Origin of the sequence: Bacteroides sp. 2_2_4, assembly GCF_000157055.1 — a bacterium.
Classification (GTDB): Bacteria; Bacteroidota; Bacteroidia; order Bacteroidales; family Bacteroidaceae; genus Bacteroides; species Bacteroides ovatus.
On the sequence record NZ_EQ973360.1, the window covers coordinates 235940 to 258674 of the forward strand.

The 22735-nt window shown below is 42.0% G+C and carries 16 protein-coding genes and 1 pseudogene; 11 read left to right on the plus strand and 6 right to left on the minus strand.

The genetic code is table 11. The annotated features are described in order from the left end of the window. Positions 1 to 36: 36 nt before the first annotated feature. Positions 37 to 1094, plus strand: a pseudogene (locus BSCG_RS13710) (glycosyltransferase family 9 protein). Here the strand turns inward: BSCG_RS13710 and BSCG_RS13705 are convergent. From BSCG_RS13705 to BSCG_RS13695, 3 genes are read right to left on the minus strand one after another with little or no spacing between them, the layout of a single operon-like run. Beyond that, complete coding sequence (locus tag BSCG_RS13705; RefSeq protein WP_008776084.1) at positions 1077 to 2153, minus strand: glycosyltransferase family 4 protein; 1077 nt, start codon at positions 2151 to 2153, stop codon at positions 1077 to 1079. The pseudogene BSCG_RS13710 and the gene BSCG_RS13705 overlap by 18 nt on opposite strands. 57 nt (positions 2154 to 2210) lie before the next feature. After that, positions 2211 to 3242 carry a glycosyltransferase family 9 protein gene (locus BSCG_RS13700; RefSeq protein ID WP_004308020.1) on the minus strand — a complete coding sequence of 344 codons (1032 nt, stop codon included), beginning with the start codon at positions 3240 to 3242 and terminating at the stop codon, positions 2211 to 2213. A 3-nt stretch (positions 3243 to 3245) separates the two neighbouring features. Further along, positions 3246 to 3851: a DUF4254 domain-containing protein gene (locus tag BSCG_RS13695; RefSeq protein WP_004307438.1), complete on the minus strand. Its 606-nt coding sequence runs from the start codon at positions 3849 to 3851 to the stop codon at positions 3246 to 3248. A gap of 117 nt (positions 3852 to 3968) precedes the next feature. On the opposite strand from BSCG_RS13695, the gene pdxB reads away from it, so the two are divergent. Then, positions 3969 to 5009 carry a 4-phosphoerythronate dehydrogenase PdxB gene (pdxB, locus tag BSCG_RS13690; RefSeq protein ID WP_004308015.1) on the plus strand — a complete coding sequence of 347 codons (1041 nt, stop codon included), beginning with the start codon at positions 3969 to 3971 and terminating at the stop codon, positions 5007 to 5009. A 106-nt stretch (positions 5010 to 5115) separates the two neighbouring features. On the opposite strand, the gene purN is transcribed toward pdxB, so the two are convergent. Next, positions 5116 to 5742: a phosphoribosylglycinamide formyltransferase gene (purN, locus tag BSCG_RS13685; RefSeq protein WP_004324324.1), complete on the minus strand. Its 627-nt coding sequence runs from the start codon at positions 5740 to 5742 to the stop codon at positions 5116 to 5118. 98 nt (positions 5743 to 5840) lie between these two features. On the opposite strand from purN, the gene BSCG_RS13680 reads away from it, so the two are divergent. From BSCG_RS13680 to rnc, 3 genes are read left to right on the plus strand one after another with little or no spacing between them, the layout of a single operon-like run. Further along, positions 5841 to 6077, plus strand: coding sequence for an acyl carrier protein (locus tag BSCG_RS13680; protein WP_004291965.1), 237 nt, complete (start codon positions 5841 to 5843; stop codon positions 6075 to 6077). 15 nt (positions 6078 to 6092) lie between these two features. Continuing rightward, a complete protein-coding gene (gene fabF, locus BSCG_RS13675) occupies positions 6093 to 7355 on the plus strand; it encodes a beta-ketoacyl-ACP synthase II (RefSeq protein ID WP_004307441.1) in 1263 nt (420 codons plus the stop codon). Beyond that, the gene (gene rnc / locus BSCG_RS13670; protein WP_004298308.1) at positions 7321 to 8379 is read left to right on the plus strand and encodes a ribonuclease III; all 1059 of its coding nucleotides are present in this window, start codon (positions 7321 to 7323) and stop codon (positions 8377 to 8379) included. The genes fabF and rnc overlap by 35 nt, the downstream gene beginning before the upstream one ends. Here rnc and BSCG_RS13665 read toward each other — a convergent pair. Beyond that, positions 8321 to 9331 (minus strand): ATP-dependent 6-phosphofructokinase, encoded by a 1011-nt coding sequence (locus BSCG_RS13665; protein ID WP_004298309.1) that lies wholly within the window; start codon positions 9329 to 9331, stop codon positions 8321 to 8323. The two genes, rnc and BSCG_RS13665, sit on opposite strands and share 59 nt — an antisense overlap. Before the next feature lie 137 nt (positions 9332 to 9468). Here BSCG_RS13665 and BSCG_RS13660 point away from each other — a divergent pair, with 137 nt between their 5' ends. Further along, positions 9469 to 10995, plus strand: a complete 1527-nt coding sequence (locus BSCG_RS13660) for a GH3 auxin-responsive promoter family protein (protein ID WP_004308011.1) — start codon at positions 9469 to 9471, stop codon at positions 10993 to 10995. A 180-nt stretch (positions 10996 to 11175) separates the two neighbouring features. Here the strand turns inward: BSCG_RS13660 and mnmA are convergent, their stop codons facing one another. Next, positions 11176 to 12333, minus strand: a complete 1158-nt coding sequence (mnmA, locus tag BSCG_RS13655) for a tRNA 2-thiouridine(34) synthase MnmA (protein ID WP_004308010.1) — start codon at positions 12331 to 12333, stop codon at positions 11176 to 11178. A 53-nt stretch (positions 12334 to 12386) separates the two neighbouring features. Here mnmA and BSCG_RS13650 point away from each other — a divergent pair, with 53 nt between their 5' ends. The 5 genes from BSCG_RS13650 (at position 12387) to cysS (ending at position 22690) form a co-directional block, all read left to right on the plus strand. Beyond that, positions 12387 to 15227, plus strand: coding sequence for a DEAD/DEAH box helicase (locus BSCG_RS13650; RefSeq protein ID WP_008776087.1), 2841 nt, complete (start codon positions 12387 to 12389; stop codon positions 15225 to 15227). A 145-nt stretch (positions 15228 to 15372) separates the two neighbouring features. Next, entirely contained in the window at positions 15373 to 17976 is a 2604-nt protein-coding gene (locus BSCG_RS13645) for a DUF4955 domain-containing protein (RefSeq protein ID WP_004308007.1), read from the plus strand. Positions 17977 to 17997: 21 nt separating this feature from the next. Then, on the plus strand, positions 17998 to 20001 hold the full coding sequence (locus BSCG_RS13640) for a PL29 family lyase N-terminal domain-containing protein (protein WP_004307448.1): 2004 nt from the start codon (positions 17998 to 18000) through the stop codon (positions 19999 to 20001). A 163-nt stretch (positions 20002 to 20164) separates the two neighbouring features. Then, a complete protein-coding gene (locus BSCG_RS13635; protein ID WP_008776090.1) occupies positions 20165 to 20977 on the plus strand; it encodes a Cof-type HAD-IIB family hydrolase in 813 nt (270 codons plus the stop codon). A gap of 231 nt (positions 20978 to 21208) precedes the next feature. Beyond that, positions 21209 to 22690, plus strand: coding sequence for a cysteine--tRNA ligase (gene cysS / locus BSCG_RS13630; RefSeq protein ID WP_008776091.1), 1482 nt, complete (start codon positions 21209 to 21211; stop codon positions 22688 to 22690). The last annotated feature ends 45 nt before the right edge of the window (positions 22691 to 22735 follow it).

Below are 22735 nucleotides of genomic sequence, written 5' to 3' on the forward strand. Positions count from 1 at the left end.
ATGTTTGCACGATAAAAAGCATAAGGAAGTTTAAGCATGAAACCAATCAAAAGAATTCTAATTATTCGATTTAGACAAATAGGCGACTCAATTCTGGCTGTTGCATTGTGCAGCACGCTGAAAAAAGTTTTCCCGATGCAGAGATACACTTCGTGCTTAATAAAAATATTGCTCCACTCTATGAGGGGCATCCGGATATAGATAAAGTCATTACATTTGACAAGAATGAGAATAAACCATTCACTGCTTATATAAAAAAAGTATGGCAGGTAATGCATAAAAACAGATACGATGTAATCATCGATATGCGCTCTACTATCCGGACCCTTTTTTTCTCTCTTTTTTCATTAAGAACTCCTTTCCGGATAGGACGCATTAAAGGATATACACATTTTCTACTGAACTACCGGACAGACACTTACAGTAAGAATCTGACAACTGACATGGTACAACGCAATCTATTGCTTGCAGCACCATTAGAAAAGATCAGACCTATTCAATACACAAAAGAATTCAAGTTATATCTGACTGACCGGGAAAAAGAAGATTTCCGATATTATATGGAAAAGGAAGGGATTGATTTTGCACGCCCTGTGTTATTAATAGGAGTCACAACCAAACTCATCCATAAAAAATGGAATACGGAGTTCATGGCAGCCACACTGAAAAGAATATTAGAGGAATACAAGGACATACAAATGATCTTCAACTACGCGCCGGGGTACGAAGAAGAAGATGCCAGAAATATCTACAAGGAATTAGGATGTCCGGAACGTATCAAGATCGATATACAAGCTTCTTCATTACGACAACTGGCAGCACTTTGTGCCAACTGTTCATTTTACTTCGGGAACGAAGGAGGAGCCAGACACATCGCCCAAGCTCTTGGAGTTCCTTCATTTGCCATTTATTCACCAAGTGCGTCAAAGTCAATGTGGTTACCCGCCAATTCCGTACTCGCCGAAGGAATTAGTCCTGACGACATTCTTCCACCGGAACAACAGGCGACATTACCCTATGAGGAGCGTTTTGCATTAATTACTCCCGAAAAGGTATACGAGCAATTGATTCCAATACTAAGGCAATTGAGCTAACTCCCGATATAAATCAAGGTAGGCTTGTATATGCTTCTCGTAACTGAATGAAGCGGCATGTCCCTTGATTTTCTCCAAGCGTTCCTTATCTTTATAAAAATCAGGTAGATGCTCCCGGATACTTTCCACCATAGATTCTGTATCCAAATGTTCCCACATGATAGCGTGTCCATTACAAACTTCCGGCAAACTAGTGCGATTAGCAGCAAATACAGCCTTCCCAAATTGCATAGCTTCCACCACCGGCAATCCAAAGCCTTCTCCCTCACTAGGAAACAGGAATGCCTCACAGTTCCGATATAACCAGATCTTCTCGCTTTGAGAAATAACATCCGTCAAAAAGACATTAGTGAGCTGATTCTCACGGATCAGATTGCGCACTTCTTCAGCATAAGCAAAATGAGCATCGCCACAAATATATAGATCATATTCCGGGAAATGACGCATTACGTCAACCAAGAGATGGAAGTTCTTTTTTCTACGGATTTGTCCAATCGTAAAAAAGAAAGGACGCCCTGTAGCAAACGACGGCTTTATTCCTTCCAATGTATCGATTCTCTCCACTCCATTATAGATGACCCGGATCTCCTTCCCTTTCAAATCTACATGCTGCCGAATGACATCTGCCACATAATGAGAGATCGTAGTCACGACCGCTGCCTTATTGACCTTATTCTGCATCCGGCGAAGATACATTTTTGCCTTCCAGGGCTTTTTCTCTGTTAAAAAATTAAAGTCGTGTATAGTAAAGATAAACTTTGTCCCACCGGCAATACGCAACAGCTTGCGCTGTTGATTCACCGCATGCCATACATCTACCTTGGGAAGGGTAAAAGGAAAAAACTTATTGATACGACGTACCGGAACAGAGGTCACATTCGGGCCAAATTCCTGCATATATTTCTGCCGCAATAAATATACAAAATGAAGATCATCTACCAGCATAGACGAAAAGGCGGTTGCATAGTTGGCCGCAATCTGCCCGAAGCCGGCTGTGAGACTACCATAATTCGTAAGATCTATCAGTACCTTTTTCTTTCGTTGTATCTCTTTCATCATTATTTGATTCTACGCTCTTTCGGCTCAATAAACAGCTAATTTGAACTTCAGCAAGGATTAATCTACAAACCCTTCTATTTTCGCAATGACCTGCTCCGGCTTTATATCCCTCAAACAGGCATAATCACCTCGCCAGCAAGGCTTCTGACCATATACAGAACAGGGACGGCATGACAAATCGAGTTGCACGGTATTGACCGGCAATTGTTTCCAACCCATAAAACCGGCATAAGGATGGGTGGCTCCCCAAATAGAGACAACCGGAATATTGACCAGGGATGCCAAATGCATATTGGCAGAATCCATTGAAAGCATCACGTCCAGATGGCTCATCAGATTCAGTTCGGTACGCATATTCAGTTTACCGATCATTGAAACGACAGAAGGATATTTAGCAATCCATGCATCAAATACGTCCTGCTCGCTTTTACCGCCTCCAAAGAGGAAAACCTTTACTTTGGGATTGGCAGCAAAATGTGCTATAACTTGCTCCTGCAGTTCTAACGGATAAATCTTACCTGCATGTTTGGCAAAAGGAGCTATACCAATCCACTTTTGATCTTCTTTAGGCCCTGTGACTGGTTCTATTTCCGCAAAGTCTCCTTTTCCTTCGCCATAAATAGAAGAGAAATTTAATAGTACCGGTAAACCTAGCTTCTCAAGTACATCGGCATAACGACGAAAAGAACTCTTCTGATTTTCCATCACCTTATCATGACGGCGAACCAGCTTCTTTTTGCCTGCCCTTCCTTTACAAATGGAAGCTACCGGTTTATTGGCAAGACGGAATCGCAAACATAAATACTTAGAACGAAGTACATGATGAAAATCAGCAATGTAATCAAAATGCATCGCTTTCAATTCCGAATAAAGGCTATTCAAGCCCCAAAGCCCCTTGTGCTTGCCTGTTAAATCAGCTCCGACAAAACCCACATTGGCAGGCAACCCCTGAAAGAGTGGCTGCCATACAGCACGACTTAACACTGTTATTTCGTGCTGCGGGTATTGCACAGCCAGCGAATGTATTACCGGGATTGTCATGGCTACATCGCCAAGAGCTGAAAAACGAATAATGAGAATACGCGCCATTCGTTATTTTTTCGCATAAAGCACCGGATTTAATGCCGGGTCATTATACATCTTCATCTGTTTATATACTTTCATATATTTTCTTCCGGCTTCGATATCAGCCAACAGCTGTTCAATAGCCGTAGAAAGGTCTTTGCGTTGTTCCAGCAGGATATTCAACTTAGCCTGGCATTGAGCACGGTGTTCCTCGGTAGTGTCCGTACGTTCCACCTCCTGCTGCATGTGGTAAATTTTCAATGCAAGAATTGACAAGCGGTCAATTGCCCATGCAGGGCTTTCCGTATTAATCGTTGCGTCAGAGAGAGGTTTTACCTCTTTGTATTTGTCTAAAAAGTAGCTATCAATTAATTCCACCAGGTCTGTACGGTCCTGATTTGATTTATCAATTCTTCTTTTCAAGGCCAATGCTTCTACCGGATCAATCTGCGGGTCACGGATAATATCCTCAAAATGCCATTGCACAGCATCAATCCAGTTCTTTAGATATAAATAATACTCAATAGTTTTCAACTCGTAAGGATTGTTCATCGGAGCATCCACACTATCCGTTACATGGTAATCTGTTGTCGATTTCCAAAAAATCTCGTTGCAAAGGTTACTAAATGTCATAATCTTAACTAGCTAATAGATATATAATAGGGCAAATCTATGTAATATTTTTCAGACAAGCAACCGTTTCTTACTTTTTTATTTGTTACCTTTGTGGGTATAAAAGATGAATTGTATATGAAAATTATTATCGACAATAAAATACCTTATATAAAAGAAGCGGTGCAGAGAATAGCCGATGAGGTAGTTTATGCACCGGGGAAAGATTTCACTCCGGAGCTCGTACGGGATGCGGACGCACTTATTGTCCGTACCCGCACACATTGCAACCGGGATTTATTGGAAGGTAGTCGAGTGAAATTCATAGCGACGGCAACCATAGGTTTCGACCATATTGATACGGAGTATTGCAAACAGGCCGGTATCGAATGGACGAATGCACCGGGATGTAATTCGGCTTCTGTCGCCCAATATATACAGTCATCGCTTCTTGTATGGAAGTCCGTCAGGAATAAAAGACTGAATGAACTGACGATTGGAATCATAGGAGTAGGAAATGTCGGGAGTAAGGTAGCTAAAGTTGCCCAGGATTTTGGCATGCGTGTTTTATTGAATGATTTGCCACGGGAAGAAAAAGAAGGTGCAGAACGATTCTCTTCACTGGAGAAAATAGCGGAAGAGTGTGACATCATCACTTTTCACGTACCTTTATATAAGGAAGGAAAGTATAAAACGTTCCACTTGGCGGATGAAGTTTTCTTTCAGTCACTCAAACGGAAGCCTGTTATCATCAATACCTCACGAGGAGAAGTCATCCAGACTGATGCTCTTTTAAAAGCCTTGAACAGCCAGATGATTTCGGATGCCATCATCGACGTATGGGAGCATGAACCGGAAATCAACCGTGATCTATTGGAAAAGACATTTATCGGAACTCCTCACATTGCAGGTTACTCTGCAGATGGAAAAGCAAACGCCACACGTATGTCATTGGATGCCATCTGCAAATTTTTCCAAATAAAAGGGGATTATGAAATTAACGCACCCGCACCTGTCTCCCCCATTATTCATGCAAAAAACCACGAAGAAGCAGTCCTCCAAATGTATAATCCAACCGAAGACAGCAACCGGCTAAAAAATCAACCGGAGCTATTCGAAACCCTACGCGGAGATTATCCTTTGCGGAGAGAAGAGAAAGCATACATTATTAAGTATTAGGTATTAAGTTTCAAGTAAGTATCAAACATTAATCGCATTGACCGAAAAATTTAATAAAATTCTGTCAAAGGATTATCTGTACGACGTAATACTTAATACCTGATACTTAATTCTTATTATTTAGTACTTGTTCTATGATTTGAGGGAAGTGTTCATATTCCAAAGCATGCACCTTCTTAGCTACATCATCCGGAGAATCAGTCGAAAGAACAGGGCAAGTAGCTTGAAAAATCGTATTTCCTTCGTCGTAATGCTCATTTATATAATGTATAGTAATGCCGCTTTCTTTCTCACCGGCAGCCACTACCGCTTCATGTACCCGGTCACCATACATTCCTTTGCCTCCGTACTTCGGCAGAAGAGCAGGATGTATATTTATAATTTTATCGGGATAAGCATGCAAAAGCAAATCCGGCACGCGAACTAAGAAGCCGGCCAACACGACAAAATCAATGCGGTACTCCTGCAAAATAGCCAAAATTTCATCTCCGGCTATCCAATCCTCCTTTGGAAACACGTTAGAAGGCACTCCCAAGCGATGCGCACGTTCCAAAACATAGGCGTCACTTTTATTAGAAAGCACCAACGAAACCTGAACGGAATCGTTTTTTTGGAAATACCGGATAATATTCTCGGCATTTGAACCGGAACCGGAAGCGAAAATTGCGATGTTTTTCTTCATAACTCTCAAATTCGATGCACAAAACAGTGAAAAATGTGCAAAACATTGCATTTATTTAGTCAAATATTTGCGCAAAACGATAAATATTCATTCCTTTGCACCGCAAATTTAAAGAAATAAAACTAATTATTAATTAAAAACTTAAAGTTATGTCTGAAATTGCATCAAGAGTAAAAGCGATTATCGTTGATAAATTAGGCGTAGAAGAATCAGAAGTTACTAACGAAGCAAGCTTCACTAACGACCTGGGAGCAGATTCTCTTGACACTGTAGAACTTATCATGGAATTCGAAAAAGAATTCGGTATCTCTATTCCTGATGACCAAGCAGAAAAGATTGGTACTGTAGGTGATGCTGTATCTTATATCGAAGAACACGCTAAGTAATTCGATTTCATCAATATGGAATTAAAAAGAGTGGTAGTAACAGGCCTTGGCGCCATTACTCCCGTTGGCAACAGCGTTCCCGAATTTTGGGAAAACATTGTGAACGGGGTTAGTGGAGCAGGGCCTATTACTCATTTTGATGCGTCGTTATTCAAGACCCAATTCGCATGCGAAGTGAAAGACTTCGATGCAACGAAATACATAGACCGCAAAGAAGCAAGAAAGATGGACCTGTATACTCAATATGCCATCGCTGTTGCTAAAGAAGCGGTGAGTGATTCCGGTCTTGACGTCGAGAAAGAAGACTTGAACAAAATCGGTGTTATTTTCGGCGCCGGTATTGGTGGTATACATACATTTGAAGAAGAGGTAGGCAACTACTACACTCGTCAGGAAATGGGTCCGAAGTTTAATCCGTTCTTCATTCCAAAGATGATTTCGGATATTGCAGCCGGACAGATTTCTATCATGTATGGTTTCCATGGTCCTAACTACGCGACTTGTTCAGCATGTGCTACTTCAACCAACGCTATTGCAGATGCCTTCAACCTGATTCGTTTGGGTAAAGCAAATGTAATTGTATCCGGTGGTTCCGAAGCAGCAATCTTCCCGGCAGGTGTAGGTGGTTTCAACGCTATGCACGCCTTGTCAACACGCAACGACGAAGCTTCTAAAGCTTCACGTCCGTTTAGCGCAAGCCGCGATGGTTTCGTTATGGGCGAAGGTGGCGGTTGCTTGATCCTGGAAGAACTGGAACACGCTAAAGCTCGTGGTGCAAAAATCTATGCAGAAGTTGCCGGTGTAGGTATGTCTGCAGATGCACATCACTTGACTGCTTCTCATCCGGAAGGTCTGGGAGCGAAACTGGTGATGATGAATGCACTGGAAGATGCGGAAATGGATCCGAAAGAAGTAGACTATATCAATGTACACGGTACATCTACTCCGGTTGGTGATATTTCAGAAGCAAAAGCAATCAAGGAAGTATTCGGTGATCATGCGTTCGAGTTGAACATCAGTTCAACCAAATCAATGACAGGTCACTTGCTGGGAGCTGCCGGTGCGGTAGAATCTATTGCAAGCATCCTTGCCATTAAGAACGGCATTGTTCCTCCGACTATCAACCACGAAGAAGGTGACGACGACGAGAACATCGACTACAACCTTAATTTCACGTTCAATAAAGCACAGAAACGCGAAGTTAATGTTGCCTTGTCCAATACATTTGGATTTGGTGGTCACAATGCGTGCGTTATCTTCAAGAAATACGCAGAGTAATATCGTGTTACGTAACGAAATAGATAAGATAAGGCTCTTGTTCCGCAAGGATAGAGAGTCTTATCTTTGTTTTTACCGGATACTCGGGTTCTACCCGCGCAATATCCAGCTTTATGAGCAGGCTCTCCTGCACAAATCGACTTCTGTCCGCTCCGACAAGGGACGTCCTCTCAACAATGAACGGCTGGAGTTTTTAGGTGACGCCATCCTCGACGCCATCGTGGGAGATATTGTCTACAAACGTTTCGAAGGGAAACGGGAAGGTTTCCTGACCAATACACGTTCCAAGATCGTACAACGAGAGACGTTGAACAAGTTGGCCGTTGAAATCGGCCTGGATAAGCTCATCAAGTATTCTACCCGCTCCTCTTCTCACAACAGCTACATGTATGGAAATGCTTTTGAGGCGTTCATCGGAGCTATTTATCTGGATCAGGGATATGAACGCTGCAAACTGTTTATGGAACAACGGATCATTAACCGTTATATCGATCTGGATAAAATATCCCGAAAAGAGGTTAACTTCAAATCCAAGCTTATCGAATGGAGCCAAAAGAACAAAATGGAGGTTTCCTTTGAATTAATCGAGCAGTTTCTCGATCATGACAGTAACCCTGTATTCCAAACTGAAGTACGTATTGAAGGACTTCCGGCAGGAACAGGTACGGGGTATTCCAAGAAGGAATCTCAACAGAATGCCGCCCAGATGGCTATAAAGAAAGTAAAGGAACCGACATTTATGTCAACCATCGAGGAGATTAAAATACAACATTCGGCAACTGAAACGGAAACAGAAATGGAAGTTGAACTTGCGACAGGTTCTGATACTGAATTGGCAACCGAGCTTGAGAATGAACTCGAAACCGAACTGAATGCAAATCCCGAGATAAAACCAGAGAATGTTTCAGAAGAAAACATCCTCGTCGATGAGATTTCCACAGTACAGGACACAGAAGCTCCGGCAACTAACCAAAACAAATCCCCATGCGACGACCCTGAATCACCAAATCGTGATCTTCAGTAACCAATTTCAGTTTTCCTGCAACTTCTTCAAGAGGAATAGATGCTATATCGTCTCCTTTTAAAGTCACCATACGCCCGAATTGGCCATTGGCTATCAATTCTGTTGCATGCCCGCCCATGCGGGTAGAAAGATTGCGGTCGAAAGGAGTAGGCGAACCACCACGCTGAATATACCCCAGAACTGTTTCGCGAGTTTCTATACCAGTTTCATATTCAATTTCCTGCGCGATATATTCAGCAGCACGTTTACGCCCGTCAGTCTGAATTCCTTCCGCTACCACTACAATAGAATAGGGTTTGCCTTTCTTTAGTCTTTCCAGAATCGTATTGCCAATATTTTTAATGTTATAAGCGATTTCAGGAACGAGAATCACATCCCCTCCTCCTGCCATACCGGAATACAAAGCAATCCAGCCAGCCTTATGCCCCATCACTTCAATCACCATCACCCTTTTATGAGAGCTTGCGGTGGAATGTAGACGGTCGATGGCATCAGTAGCAATACTTACCGCCGAGTCGAAACCAAAAGAGATGTCCGTGCCCCAAATATCATTATCAATGGTTTTAGGAACAGATACGATGTTAACTCCCATTGCAACAAACTTGGCTGCAGTCTTCTGCGTTCCATTTCCACCGATACAAACGACACAATCCAGCCCAATTTCATGGATATTCTGAAGAATTAAAGACGGTTTGTCAACATCAGAGACAACGCCTCCTTTTTTGAAAGGCTTCTCACGAGAAGTTCCTAACATCGTTCCACCCAGATTGAGCAAACCGGAGAGCGACTTGTCTGTAATAGATTCGACATCTTTAGTCAGCAAGCCCTGAAAACCGCTGTGAATACCTACCACTTCCATTCCGTAATAATTGATGGCAGTTTTGCACACGCCACGAATCGTGGCATTAATACCGGGACAGTCCCCGCCGGATGTTAAGATTCCAATTCTCATTGTCGCATTTTTTAGTCTAAAACTCGGGATTTATATGAAAGTCGTCAATTTTTAACGATTATTTCCGTCGTAAAGATAGAAAAAAAAGATAAATAAGTTACTTTTGCACGACTAAACATTATTATGTTAAAGCAGAAATGAATATTACAAAAATTATTAGTAAGACTTTCGATTCCCGTTTAAAACAGATAGACCTATATGCTAATCAGGCTAGTGAGATACAGCATCGTGTGTTAAGCCGCTTAACACGCCAGGCCGCTCAGACTGAATGGGGAAGAAAGTACGATTATTCCTCTATCCGTAACTATGAAGATTTCCGAAAACGTGTTCCTATCCAAACATACGAAGAAATCAAACCTTATGTAGAACGTTTGCGAGCCGGGGAACAGAATCTGCTTTGGCCATCGGAGATACGCTGGTTTGCAAAATCCTCCGGAACGACTAATGATAAAAGTAAATTCCTTCCCGTCAGCAAAGAGGCACTGGAAGACATTCATTACAGAGGAGGAAAAGACGCGGCAGCTCTTTATTTCCGCATCAATCCGGATAGCCATTTTTTCTCCGGCAAGGGACTGATTCTCGGGGGTAGCCATAGTCCGAACCTCAACTCCAACCATAGTTTAGTAGGAGATTTATCCGCTATTCTGATTCAAAATGTGAATCCGCTTATCAATTTCATTCGTGTACCTAGCAAGAAAATTGCATTGATGAGCGAATGGGAGACCAAAATAGAAGCAATCGCCAACAGCACTATTCCGGTAAATGTGACAAGCTTGTCCGGCGTACCGTCGTGGATGCTGGTACTTATCAAACGTGTTCTTGAAAAGACAGGAAAACAGGCTTTGGAAGAAGTATGGCCCAACCTGGAAGTTTTCTTCCACGGTGGAGTGGCTTTCACTCCTTATCGTGAGCAATACAAGCAGGTAATTCAAACACCGAAAATGCATTATGTAGAGACTTATAATGCTTCGGAAGGATATTTTGGAACTCAAAACGACCTCTCTGATCCTGCCATGTTATTAATGATCGACTACGGAATCTTCTACGAATTTGTTCCGCTAGAGGAAGTAGGAAAAGAGAGTCCACGAGCTTATTGCCTTGAAGAAGTCGAGCTCAACAAGAACTATGCAATGGTTATTTCTACTTCTTGCGGCTTATGGAGATACATGATTGGGGATACAGTGAAGTTTACCAGCAAGAATCCCTATAAGTTTGTCATCACAGGAAGAACAAAGCATTTCATCAACGCATTTGGCGAAGAGCTGATTGTCGATAACGCTGAAAAAGGATTGGCAAAGGCTTGTGCCGAAACCGGAGCACAAGTTAGTGAATACACCGCGGCACCTGTATTTATGGATGAGAATGCCAAATGCCGGCACCAGTGGTTAATAGAGTTCGCTAAGATGCCGGATTCAGTAGAAAAATTTGCAGCGATACTTGATGCCACACTGAAGGAGGTCAACTCCGATTATGAGGCGAAACGATGGAAAGATATAGCTCTGCAACCATTGGAAGTAATCGTTGCCCGTGAGGGATTATTCCATGATTGGCTGGCACAGAGAGGAAAGTTGGGAGGACAACACAAAGTCCCCAGATTAAGTAATACGCGCGAATATATAGAAACAATGTTAGCGCTGAATGACAGCATTCTTTCGGAAGAATAACCAAAAACCAAGACATAACCGACACTAGTTTTCTTTATTACAGAGATTACTTGTACAAGGAGAGCGTTTCGAAGCACCTCTCCAATTTCTTCCAGGCACGGATTATGCGAATTACATGGATAAAGTTTATTCTCTTTCCGTGTTTATCCGTGTAATCCGTGCCTAAATTATGTCGGCTAATTACCGGGCGTTGACTATTATCCCTCCTCCCAATAATAAGCCATCTTTATAGAATGCAGCAGCTTGTCCCGGAGCAATGGCGGTTAAAGGCTCATGAAGTTGCACATGCAGTAGATGATCTGGTGTAATGGTAATCGTAGCATGGTTTTCCTGTTTGCGATACCGTATTTTCACAATGATGTCAGAATGCCCTAAAGTACGCTCCTGATTGACAAGATTCCAGTCTTTCAACCACATTTCTGTTTTCTCCAGAGCTGAAAGAGAAGCTAATACTACTTCGTTCTTTTCAGGATTAATCTCTTTCACAAATACGGGACGGTTCAAATGAATGCCCAAGCCACGTCTCTGTCCAATGGTATAAAAAGGATAACCCTCATGCCAGGCAATAAAATCTCCCTTTTCATCGACAAACCTTCCTCGTTTCACTTTATTGAGTCCTGCCTGATTGCTTCCAACCAATACTTGCCAATCTCCAACCAATGCTTGATTCTCCCCCATCATCTGCTCTTCTTCTGCCAATGCCTCATTATTTTGAGCCAACCAGTTTTTCAGAAAAGTTCGATAGTCCATTGGGCAAAAACAAACGCCTATACTATCCTTTTTAGTTGCCACCTTCCGGAACCCATGTTCCGCAGCCCAGACACGAGCTTCCACTTTCGTAATATCCCCCATCGGCAACAACATCCTGCAAAGAATATCTTGTTTCAATCCCCATAGAAAGAAGGTTTGATCCTTATCCGAGTCGGCAGCGTATGTTATATAAAAGGTATTATTTAGTTGTATATTCTGTGCATAATGCCCGGTAGCGATGTAGAAAACGCCCATTTCATCGGCAATTTTAGCAAGCAGAGGCCATTTCAGGTAATTATTGCACAATATACAAGGGACTGGAGTCCGTCCTGCCAGATACTCCTGCACAAAATATTCAATAATCTGTTTACTGAATATTTCACGGGCATCGTATGTTATATGCCGTATTCCTAAACGTTCTGCCAGATTACGGGCATCTTCCAGATACTCTGTCGAGCCATTCAATTCATAAAAACGGAAGGTTACTCCGATCACTTCATAACCGGCTTCCAGCAATCGCATAGCAGCAACAGAACTATCTGTACCGCCACTCATTCCAAGCAATACTCGTTTGTTTTCCTCCATCATGCTGCAAAATTAAGTATTTTCCCGTATCTTTGTTTGTTAAAGTCTAAAAGAGAATGAAAGAGAGACCAACTAACGGACAAGTTATAATCGTTTTCACAGAGCATCCGATACTCGGCATATTGCTGACTCCCTATATTGCGGAAAAGCTGGACGATGGTACCTTGCAATTGGTAGAACAAGCATTTCACGCCTCTCCCGAAGCTATGAGCAAGATGAGTGAGGCAGAAAGACAAGCTATTCATATCGCCTCTTATTATACGGAGAAGCATCTAATGAGTGTCTACTCCCGCGAAAAAACAGTATCGCGTTTTCTACATAAGTTATCCGAAGATCCGGAACGAATTAAAAATGATATCCGTCCGTCTATCGAAAAGAAACTGTTGGAGATGCTGGCACTGATACGCGACAATGGACTGCCTTTTTATCAGAAACAAGCCGGCAGTAAAATACTATACGCCCATCATGCCTATCACATAAATCCGCATAATGTAGAAATTCGTGTAACGTTTCATGTTGACAATAAAACGTTCCGTTATCAATTGCAGTGCTATTATGAAGGACAGCCATTCTCTTTGAGCGAGTTGAAACCTGTGGTTGTACTGACTTCCGCACCAGCCACGCTATTATTGGGAATGGAACTATACTTCTTTCCGCACATTGAAAGCGCACGCATCTTACCTTTTACAAAGAAAAGATCGATCAGCGTAGACGCTTCCCAAATTGAAAAATACATAGATAACATTGTTATCCCGATTGCTCGTTATCATGAAATCGAGACTCACGGTTTGAGTATAATGGAAGAGAAATGCCCCTGTGAAGCAATTCTCTCATTCGAAGATACCACGTACAACGGACAAGCATTGCAGCTTGGTTTCCGTTATGGAGATCAGACATTTACATCGGATAGTGCCCTTGAAATGAAAAAAATCATTTATCGGAAAACATCCGGTGAAATCTTCTTTTTTCGCCGGAACATTACTGCTGAAGAACAAGTCGTTCAGCTCTTAACGGATGCAGGCCTGCAACAACTCAATAATACACATTTCAGCCTATCCCCTGAAGCTCCGGAGAAAACGATCGTCGAATGGATCAACAGCCATCGGGAGATGTTGCAGCAGTCCTTCCATCTCACCAGCAATATGGGAAACACACCTTATTGCCTGGACGAGATACGCATCGAGCAAAGTTGTGACGATGAGGTCGACTGGTTTGAATTGCACATCACCGTTGTTATCGGCAATCTACGTATTCCTTTTTCACGCTTCCGCAAACATATCCTGGAGGAAAAGAGAGAATATCTGTTACCTGATGGCCGCATGATTCTCCTGCCAGAGGAATGGTTCAGCAAATATGCGAATTTACTAGAGATGGGAATTCAAACGGAAAAAGGAATCCGCTTGAAACATACATTTGTAGGTGCCGCACAGACCGCCTTAGGTGAAGAGGAATTAAAGAAATTTCCGGTGAAGCAACAGATACAAAATATTGCCGTACCCAAAAACCTCAAAGCAACGTTACGTCCCTATCAGCAGAAAGGATTCTCATGGATGGTACATTTGCATAAACAAGGATTTGGCGGATGCCTGGCAGATGACATGGGGCTTGGGAAGACACTCCAAACTCTTACTCTATTACAGTATATATATAAACCATCTACCCCCAGACAACCGGCTACCCTGATCGTTGTCCCCACATCGCTACTTCATAACTGGCGACGGGAAGCCAAACGCTTTACAGCACTCTCGATGGCGGAATACAACAACACCATGGCTATAGACAAGGAACAACCGGAAAAATTCTTCGGTCATTTTCACTTGATCTTTACGACGTATGGCATGATGAGGAATAACATTGATATACTCTGTTCATACCGTTTCGAATACATCGTGCTCGATGAAAGCCAGAATATCAAAAATAGCGAATCGCTCACCTTCCGGTCAGCCATTCGACTACAAAGTAAACACCGGCTTGTACTTACTGGCACTCCCATCGAAAACTCATTAAAGGACCTGTGGGCTCAATTTCACTTTATACAACCAGACTTACTGGGTACGGAAAATGCTTTCCAAAAGCAGTTTATAATGCCGATTCGTCAGGGGAATGCCCGTGCAAAAGTATTATTGCAACAACTGACAGCCCCATTTATCCTCCGTAGAAGCAAGAAAGAGGTAGCTCCGGAACTTCCGGCACTTACCGAAGAGACCATCTACTGCGACATGACTGAAGAGCAGAATACTTGTTACGAACAGGAGAAAAACAGCCTGCGCAACATCCTTCTTCAGCATCCTCAAAGTACCGACAGGCTTCATTCGTTTAGTGTATTAAATGGCATCTTACGTTTACGACAACTATCTTGCCACCCGCAACTTATCCTTCCCGACTATACCGGAACATCCGGAAAAACGGCACAGATAATCGAAACATTCGATACGCTACAGAGTGAAGGCCACAAAGTTTTAATTTTCTCCTCATTCGTCAGACATCTGGAGGTGCTCGCCGAAGCTTTCCACGAACGGGGTTGGAAATATGCCTTATTAACAGGATCGACCAACAACCGTCCTTCCGAAATCGCCCATTTCACCGATCAAAAAGACGTCCAGGCATTCCTGATTTCACTAAAAGCAGGAGGCGTGGGACTTAATCTGACTCAAGCCGACTATGTATTTATCATAGACCCCTGGTGGAATCCTGCCGCCGAATCGCAGGCGATCGCCCGCGCCCATCGTATCGGGCAGGACAAGCAAGTAATTGCTTACCGCTTCATTACCCAAAACAGTATCGAAGAAAAGATTCTTCACCTACAAGATGAGAAACGGAAACTGGCAGAAACATTTGTTACTGATAGTGAGCCATTACCTATATTAAGCAACGAGCAATGGGTAGACCTGCTCTAATAATACATAAAGTCGCAATCTATCACAGAGACGTGTAAAATGTATTATTTCATCGTATTCCTGAATTTTTTTATCCATATACTCTTATTTTATCCGGTTATCTTTGCCATTGTGAAAATTATAAATAACCCGAAATAATAAACGTATGAAAAACAGGAGCATTACCTACCTATTACTATTTGGTATTTGCAGCATGTTGGCAATCATGCAATCGTGCCAGAAAACAGATGACCTGGAAGCAGACATCAATTCTCTGAAAGACCGTGTCGCTGCTTTGGAAAAAGCAACGGAAGGACTGAATACTTCATTTGCCAGTCTGCAAGCCCTTATGCAAAAAAACAAAGTCATTATCGGAATTACTCCGACTAAAGATGGTCTGGGATATTTGCTGGAACTTAGTGACGGAACAAGCATTAAAGTCATGGAAAGTGAAGCAGTACAGGCGTCTGTCCCTGAATTTTCCGTAGACGAAGAAGGCTACTGGATATATAAAACAAGTAATGATACCGATTTCAAATATCTGCCAGGAGCCGATGGAGAGAAAGTATCAGCATGGCCCCGTGATGAAGAAGGCAATGTGGTGGCAACTCCATTAATCAGCGTATCTTCCAGTGGATATTGGCAAGTGAGCTACGATAATGGACAAACGTATACAAGCTTAGGAACTAAGGCCGAAGGTGGAAGTCAGGGAGGAACCAGTATATTCAGTAAGGTAGAATATAATGAAGCAAACCATACTTTCTCATTCACATTATCCGATGGAGGAAAAACATATACCTTTCCGGTAGATGACACCTTTGGACTGATAATTTATGGTCTCAATGATGCCAACAGCGAACAAGCTGTGCAGGTTTTCGTCCCCAATGAGAATCATAAGGAATATAAAGTAGAACAGAATGACGTACAACAAGCCGTAGTACAAGCTCCCAAAGGATGGAATGTTCTTTTATCCGAGAACTTGTTAACTATCACACCACAAGCAACTGCGACAAAGGATGTGGAAGAAACTATTAAAATTGTACTGACTTCATCAAAGAATTATATCCGTATTGTATCTATTGAAGTTAAACAACTTTCCAGCGAAGCTGGAGCAGAAGCCTGGCAGCAGTTTGTTAACGCTGACCAACAGAATGTGTTATTAGACTTTTCATACGCCGGCTATAAGTATGGTGAAATGGCTCCTCCCGAAATAGAAACGCTAACAGCGCAAGGATATAAAGTATACGATGTTACAGATCCCAAATATGGAGCTATCCCCAACGACGGCAAATCTGACAGAGTAGCTTTCATGAAGGTTTTGGAAGAAATAGCGAGTCAAACAAAGCAAGAAGACAACAATATGACCGACCGATATATCAAAGAAAATGCTAAAGCTATTATCTACTTCCCCGAAGGAAATTATATCCTGCAAGATGAGGGTTCTAAAGATCGCAGGATTCGTATATCGATGAGTGATATTGTTTTAAAAGGAGCCGGAAAAAACAAAACGACACTCGAAATGACCGCTGCTAATAATTCTCCCAAACCAACCGAAGAGATGTGGAATGCTCCTGTCATGATGGAGTTCAAACACAATACAGGATTAAAAGAATCAATAGGTGTTATCACTGAAGATGCTCCCATAGGCAGCAGAACCATAACGGCCAGTTTAACCGGAGTAAGCGCAGGCAGTTGGGTATGCCTTGTACTGGGAACCCCAGAGTTGGGAAACACGAATGATGATGTTATTAATTCCGAACTATCTCCCTATCGATGGCAAGATATTAAAGTACAGCAAGGCACTACTCCCAATATCAAAACAAATGGTATTCAAATATTCGAATACCATCAGATTGAAAAAATCAGCGGCAATAGTGTCACCTTCAAAGAACCGATCATGCACGCCATCAATAAAGATTGGGGATGGAATGTACATAAATTCGCCAATTATGCCAATGTTGGTGTAGAAGATCTTACATTCAAAGGACATGCCAAAGAGAAGTTCATTCACCACGGCTCTGACATTGATGATGGTGGTTTTAAGCTCATCGATTTTGTGCGTCTGACCAATTCGTGGATGCGCCGGGTTAATTTTGAGAGTGTTAGTGAAGCCATGTCAATCACCAGTTCTGCCAACTGTTCTGCTTATGACATCACTATTGGCGGTAATCGTGGACATGCCTCTATCCGTTCACAGGCTTCTTCCCGCATTTTTATTGGAAAAGTAACTGAAAACAGCAATGGCTACACACTTAGAAAAGGAGAAGGTGAAAGCACATTGATGGAATATAAAACGAACGTTGGCCAATATCACGCTTGCGGTGTTTCAAAGCAAAGTATGGGTGCTGTAATATGGAATGTTAGATGGGGAGATGATTCTTGCTTTGAATCACATGCCACACAGCCACGTGCAACACTAATCGACTGCTGTTCCGGTGGTTTCATGCATTGGAGACAAGGAGGAGACTCTGCTCAAATGCCTAATCATATGGAGAATCTGACAATATGGAATTTCTACGCAACAAATGCACAAACAGACCAGGACATCGATACAGAAGGTAAATTTACCTGGTGGGATGGTAACGGCTTTTGGTGGAAATTTATGCCTCCTATCATTGTCGGTTTCCACGGAAGTCCTTTAGATTTTGATGATACTCAAATGAAGCGACTCGAAAGCAACGGAACTGCTGTGGAACCATATTCACTCTATGAGGCTCAATTACGTAAACGTTTGGGATATGTTCCTTCCTGGCTATCCTCTTTAAAATAATAACTTTAAAACAATATAATCATGAAAAAAGTATGGAGTATGTTCATGTTATTGGCTGTATGCCTGGTAGCATGTACCAACATTGACGATTTGGAAGATGATGTAGACGCACTGAAAAAGCGCGTTACCGCACTCGAAACACAAGTACGTGATATAAATAGTAATACTGAAGCTCTTCGCGAACTTTATAATGAAGGAACATTTATTACTAATATAGAGGAAAAGTCTGATTCTTACACACTCACTTTGAGCAATGGAAAGACAGTAAATCTATATATGAAAAACGATAATAACCTGTTATGCCCTATTATCGGTATTGATTCAGAAGGCTACTGGACTGTTCTTTACAACAAAAATGAAACTCCGGAGCGTCTGACTGTAAACGGACAACCTGTGAAAGCTAATGGAGAGAGTGGCAAGACTCCTACATTCAATGTAGATAGTGAAGGTTACTGGCAGGTTAGCTATGACGGAGGAAAGAATTATAGTTATATATACAAAGAAGGAACTAATGACAAAGTCAGCGCAACCGGTGACGGTTCTGCTCCGACAGAAGACAAAAACTTCAAGAGTGTAACAGTAGAAAACAACGAACTGGTCTTAGTACTTGCAGGTGAGGATGCTCCAACCATACGTATCCCTATCGTTCGTGATTTCGAATGTAGTTTTGCAGCCGAAGATTTAAAACAAGTACAGGAGTTTTCGGCAGGTGAAGTGAAAGAGTTTACCATGACCGTGAGAGGAGTAGAAAATACAATGATTACTGCTCCCGAAGGATGGAGTGCTAAATTCTCTAAGGAAGCTGGAAAAGAAAATGTATTGGTTGTTACTGCCCCTGCATCAAGCGCAAAGATGATGACTCGTGCAACAGCTGATAACAGTACTGATATTGCGGTATTGGCAACAAGCGGAAAGTATGCTATGATTGCAAAGATTCAGGTTAAAGTTATAGATACCCCACAATCCAAAGACTTCTACACAGAGTATAATACAAATGGGAATATTACTATTGGAAATGTTTCTATAACAAAAGGAGCAAATGAAGCTATATTATTAGATGGCTCTGATGAGAGTGCTTCTAATATCAGAAACCTAATCCATCAAAAGACAGAACAAACTGTTATTTTCTTGGAAAAGGGAGCTTATGATTTTAACACACCATCCATTGCTGAAATCACAGGAACAGTTGTTATAATCGGAAGATATAGTGACAGTAAACCTATACTGAAACCAGAGCTTTTGTGGAAACTCAAATCTGGTAAATTGATATTCAAAAATATACAATTAGACCTAACTAAAATTGATGCTAGTGGAGGTAATAATAAGTATATGTTCTGTAATGCAGATGCTACTGCAGATTTTGAAGACTTTGTGTTCGAAGACTGTGAAATAACTAATATTCAAAAGAACTTTTATTATAACAATGTAGCAACTTATACAATCAAGAATATTTATGCAAAGAATTCACGTTTCCAATTAAATACTACAGTAGATGGTATTCTAATATTCAATATCTACAAAACAACACACTTAGACGCAATGCAAATGTTTACTTTTGAAAATAACATTGTATACAATAAAACATCTGTTGCCGGACAGATTCTTTCATGGGATAACAAGATTGTACAAACCCCCGACCAGCAACAAATAAAAGTATCCTTCTGTAATAATAGCATTGTAAACTATGTAGGGAAGAACTATCATCTAAAATTCTACGATGCTACAAAGATGACGATCTCGAAAAATATTTTCTATGCAGATCCCAACATGAATAGTGACGCTACAATGTGTGGTATTTATAAAACAGAAAGTACTCCAGAATTCGATGTGAAAGATAATATAGCATATGGACTTACCGAAACAAATAAATGGAATAGTTTTGGCGCAACAGTTAAGCCTACCAACCCAATCGAAGAACAATTACTTCGCCTGACAAATAGTCCGTTCACTTCAATGGATTTGGATAAAGGCATCTTTATACCAGACAATGCATATACAGGATTCGGGTCTACTATTAACCAATAAACTATAAACTCACGTTTCTCAATACAAAAAAGGATGCCCTACAGGTATCCTTTTTTTGTATATTGCACTATCACAGTGCAATTTCAGCTAAAACCACATCTTTTCCCCCACCACCTTGCAGAAAAACTTTTTTAATTTATCTTTGCATCCAAAACAACCCTACATGAAATACAAACTTATCGTGCTCGATCTTGACGGCACACTCACCAACTCTAAAAAGGAAATCACTCCCCGCAACAGGGAAACTCTGATACGTATGCAAGAGCAAGGAATACGACTGGTATTAGCTTCCGGTCGACCTACTTATGGTATTGTGCCATTAGCTAATGAGTTACGTATGAATGAATTCGGTGGATTCATCCTGTCCTATAACGGAGGAGAAATCATTAATTGGGAAACACAAGAGATGGTATATGAAAATGTGTTGCCTAATGAAGTTGTTCCAGTGCTCTACGAATGTGCCCGTACCCATCAACTAAGTATATTAACCTATGACGGAGCAGAGATAATAACCGAAAACTCTCAAGATCCATACGTATTAAAAGAAGCCTTTCTCAATAAAATGGCAGTTCGGGAGACAAATGACTTCCTGACAGACATCACGCTTCCCGTAGCCAAATGCCTCATCGTAGGAGATGCCGATAAACTGATTCCACTTGAAGCCGAACTTTGTCTCCGGTTACAAGGTCGCATTAATGTTTTCCGTTCAGAACCCTATTTTCTCGAATTAGTCCCGCAAGGTATTGACAAGGCCCTTTCTTTGGCCGTCCTGTTAAAAGAAATAGGAGTAGCGCGTGAAGAAGTTATAGCCATAGGTGATGGATATAATGACCTATCCATGATTAGGTTTGCAGGACTGGGGATTGCCATGGGAAATGCTCAAGAACCTGTAAAGAAAGCAGCAGATTACATCACCCTGAGTAACGAAGAGGATGGTGTAGCCGAAGCAATCAATAAGTTTTGCAATCAACAATAGCCAAACATTTACAGACATGCCGGCAGAGTTTTAGTTTCTCGGTGAGAAACCTTTGGTTTCAAGGAATGAAACTATTGGTTCCTCGGTGTGAAACTGTTAGTTTCATACCGGGAAACAAATCACATTACTGGTAAAAACGACCCGACACTTAAAATCAACCGATTAAAGATAGGGCGCATATTCAGATTTTATACTAACTTTGCGGTTCCAATAAAACAAATATAAAATGTTATGGAACATCAACTTACCATTTACAACACCTTAGATAGAAAGAAAGAGTTGTTTGTACCGCTTCATGCACCTCATGTAGGCATGTATGTATGCGGACCGACTGTTTACGGAGATGCCCATTTAGGACACGCCCGTCCGGCTATAACCTTCGATGTGTTATTCCGCTATCTCACCCACCTAGGATATAAAGTACGCTACGTACGAAATATTACCGACGTAGGTCATCTGGAACACGATGCCGATGACGGAGAAGACAAGATTGCCAAGAAAGCACGTCTGGAAGAGTTGGAACCAATGGAGGTTGTTCAATATTTCCTGAACCGCTATCATAAAGCAATGGAAGCGTTGAATGTACTTTCTCCAAGCATTGAGCCACATGCTTCAGGACACATCATTGAACAAATCCAACTGGTACAGAAGATTTTGGATGCCGGATATGCCTATGAAAGCGAAGGCTCCGTCTACTTCGATGTAGCCAAATACAATAAAGATTACCACTACGGAAAACTTTCCGGACGTAATCTGGACGACGTCTTGAATACCACCCGTGACCTCGACGGACAAAGCGAGAAACGCAATCCCGCCGACTTTGCCCTTTGGAAAAAGGCACAACCTGAACATATCATGCGCTGGCCGTCTCCATGGAGCGATGGTTTCCCCGGATGGCACGCCGAATGTACCGCTATGGGACGCAAATACCTGGGTGAACACTTCGATATTCACGGAGGAGGAATGGACTTGATTTTCCCTCACCACGAATGTGAAATCGCACAATCGGTAGCCTCACAAGGTGATGACATGGTTCACTACTGGATGCACAACAACATGATTACCATCAACGGAACCAAGATGGGTAAATCACTTGGCAACTTCATCACGCTGGACGAATTCTTCACCGGTACTCATAAGCTGCTGGCACAAGCCTACACACCAATGACAATCCGTTTCTTCATCCTGCAAGCTCATTACCGCAGCACGGTAGATTTCAGCAATGAAGCACTGCAAGCATCCGAAAAAGGCCTGCAGCGTCTGATGGAAGCCATTGACGCATTGGATAAGATTACTCCCGCATCGGCAACTTCAGAGGGAATCAACGTGAAAGAACTGCGCGCTAAATGCTACGAAGCAATGAATGACGACTTAAATACACCGATTGTCATCGCACAGCTTTTCGAAGGCGCCCGCATTATAAACAATATCATTGCCGGTAATGCCACCATCTCCGCCGAAGACCTGAAAGACCTGAAAGAAACATTCCATCTGTTCAGTTTCGACATCATGGGATTGAAAGAAGAAAAAGGCTCTTCAGATGGTCGTGAAGCAGCTTACGGCAAGGTAGTAGATATGTTACTGGAACAACGTATGAAAGCGAAAGCCAACAAAGACTGGGCTACTTCCGACAAAATCCGCAACGCACTGACAGCACTCGGATTTGAAATCAAAGATACTAAAGACGGTTTCGAATGGAGACTGAATAAGTAACAAGAAAAGAAAGTGCTCAACGCACCGTGTAAATACAAAGAAGAC